The sequence below is a fragment of the Pigmentiphaga sp. genome (assembly GCF_019689535.1).
In the GTDB taxonomy this organism is placed as follows: domain Bacteria; phylum Pseudomonadota; class Gammaproteobacteria; order Burkholderiales; family Burkholderiaceae_B; genus Pigmentiphaga.
Genome location: NZ_JADGHH010000319.1, coordinates 1 through 2,516 on the forward strand (window position 1 = coordinate 1; position 2,516 = coordinate 2,516).

The following is a 2,516-nucleotide window of genomic DNA, read 5'->3' on the forward strand; positions in this document are numbered from 1 at the left end:
TCAGCGACCTGCGCGTCCTGGTCCAGACCGCACGCACCGGCAGCCTCACCGGCGCCGCCCGCGTCCTGGACATCACGCCCGCAGCGGCCAGCGCCACCCTCAAGCGCCTGGAGAACCAACTCGGCGTCAGGCTCTTCGAGCGCTCCACGCGCGCCATGCGGCTGACGCCCCAGGGCCAGACGCTGCTGGACTATGCCAGCCGGGCGCTCGACCTCGTGGAAGAAGGCGAGGCGCAGGCCACTGCCGACCGCGCCGAGCTGGTCGGCCTGATCCGCATCGCGGCGCCGTCCGACCTGGCCCGCACCACCTTGTTGCCCTGGCTGGATGAATTCATGCATGCCCATCCGGGGGTGCGACTCGCCCTGTCCGTCGGCGACCGGCCGCTCGACGTCGTGCGCGATGAAGTCGACCTGGCGATACGCTACGGCCACCTGGTCGACTCCCGGCTCGTAGCGCGAAGACTGATGCATACCGCACCGGTCGTCGTGGCGGCGCCCAGTTACCTCGCGCGTCATCCTGCACCGCAAACGCCGATGGAACTGCGCGATCACAACTGCCTGGCCTACGACAGGGCGGGCAAGCCGCACCGCACGTGGCGATTCACGCGCGACGGCCAGACCGTAGAAGTACACGTCGACGGCGACCGCAGCACCGACGACGCCTCGCTCGCCCGGCAATGGGCGCTCGCCGGGGCGGGCATCCTGCTCAAGACGCCCGTCGAACAACGGCAGGAGATGGCAGACGGCAGGCTGGTACGCCTGCTGGCCCAATGGCAAATCGAAAGCTACCCGCTGAACGCCTTGCTGCCGAGCGGACGGTTCGTCCCGGCCCGCGTGCGCGCGCTGGTCGAATTCCTGGCGCGCAAGTTCGAGGGCGTGGCCGCCGAACTGGCGACCGCTTAACATCTCGCTTTGCCAACGAAAACAATCGCTGCCTCGCAAGGAACCTCGATGCTGCTCGTGATCACCGCCATCGCCGTCGGTGCCGCCGTCGGCGCGCTGTGCCGCTGGGGCCTGGCCGTTGCGCTCAACGCTTTCTTCCCAGCCTTGCCTCCGGGCACGCTGGCCGCCAACCTCATCGGCGCCTACGTGATCGGTGTCGCGCTCGCCTATTTCTCCGCCCACCCCGCACTGGCCCCGCACTGGCGAGTACTCATCATCACCGGGTTCTGCGGCGGGCTCACGACCTTCTCGACCTTCTCGGCGGAGCTGGTGGAACTGGCCGGGCAGCAACGCCTCGGCTGGCTGGCGACCTCTATCCTTGCCCACGTAGGCGGGTCGGTCGCCATGACCCTGCTCGGCATCGCCACCTATGGCGCGCTGCGCCAGGCCTGACCGTCAGCTCCAGCCTTCCAGCACCAGCTTGCCGCGCGACTTGCCTGACTCGATGAGCGCATGCGCGCGCCGGAGGTTCTCGGCATTGATGCTGCTGAGGCATTCGTTCAGCGTGGTGCGGATGTCTCCGGCGTCGACCAGGTCCGCCACGTCCTCGAGCAGCTGGTGCTGGCTGATCATGTCGTCGGTGCCGAATAGCGAACGCGCGAACATGCCTTCCCAATGCACCGACACCACCTTGCGCTTGAAGCGGGTGGCGTCGAGCGCCGGAGGATCGTCGATCAGTCCGAAGCGCCCCAGCGGCGCAACGATTTCCACGATTTCGTCCAGGTGGGCCTGGGTATGCGTCAGGCTGACGACGTAATCCGCATGGGCCAGGCCAATGCGCTTCATCTCTTCGACGAGCGATTTGCCGTGGTCGATGACGTAGTGCGCGCCCAGCTCCTGCACCCAGGCCTGGGTTTCCGGGCGCGATGCCGTGCCGATGACCGTGAACGGCGTCAGGCGTGCGGCAAGCTGGGTCATGATCGATCCCACGCCGCCCGCCGCGCCGATGATGAGCAGGGATTTCTTGGGTTGGTCGCGGTTGCGCAAGATGCCGAACCGGTCGAACAGCAATTCCCACGCCGTGATGGCGGTCAGCGGCAATGCCGCGGCCTGCGCGAAATCGAGCGAGCGGGGAGCCTTGCCGACGATGCGTTCGTCGACCAGGTGCAATTGGCTATTGCATCCTGCACGGCCGACCGAACCGGCATACCAGACGCGGTCGCCCGGCTGGAACAAGGTTACCTCCGGCCCCACGGCCCGGACGATGCCGCTCGCGTCCCAGCCGAGGACCTTATAGCGCTGCCCGGCGTCCGGCACCGCACGCTGGCGCACTTTCGTATCGATGGGATTGACGATTTTCATTTTTATGCTCTTTGAAGGGGGGTGATGTCGACTTGAGTGGGTGCTCGCTCTCCGGCTAACACCGCTGCGGCGTTGGCGCGTACGATTGTGTTAATTGCTTATCCGCTTAACTTACGCATATACCGGAAATTGCTTGCAAGGCTTGGGTGATTTCTTGGCGGCCGTGCACTTAAGCTAAGGAACCTCTGCACTACCCCGCCCACTCGTTCGTGGCGACGAGTTCAGGGTCAATATCGTTTCGTAGGATGGGATCGAAACAGATGCTGAACGGTT

Annotated in this window: 3 protein-coding genes; 2 read left to right on the forward strand and 1 reads right to left on the reverse strand. The window is 65.7% G+C overall.

What is annotated here, in order from left to right; genetic code table 11:
* Nucleotides 1–902, forward strand: a 902-nt coding sequence (locus tag IRZ12_RS17240) for a LysR family transcriptional regulator (protein WP_296471239.1), incomplete at its 5' end; no start/stop codon positions are given.
* A 48-nt stretch (nt 903–950) separates the two neighbouring features.
* Entirely contained in the window at nt 951–1,334 is a 384-nt protein-coding gene (gene crcB, locus IRZ12_RS17245; RefSeq protein WP_296471242.1) for a fluoride efflux transporter CrcB, read from the forward strand.
* A gap of 3 nt (nt 1,335–1,337) precedes the next feature.
* On the opposite strand, the gene IRZ12_RS17250 is transcribed toward crcB, so the two are convergent.
* Complete coding sequence (locus IRZ12_RS17250; RefSeq protein ID WP_296471245.1) at nt 1,338–2,243, reverse strand: zinc-binding alcohol dehydrogenase family protein; 906 nt, start codon at nt 2,241–2,243, stop codon at nt 1,338–1,340.
* Nucleotides 2,244–2,516 lie beyond the last annotated feature (273 nt).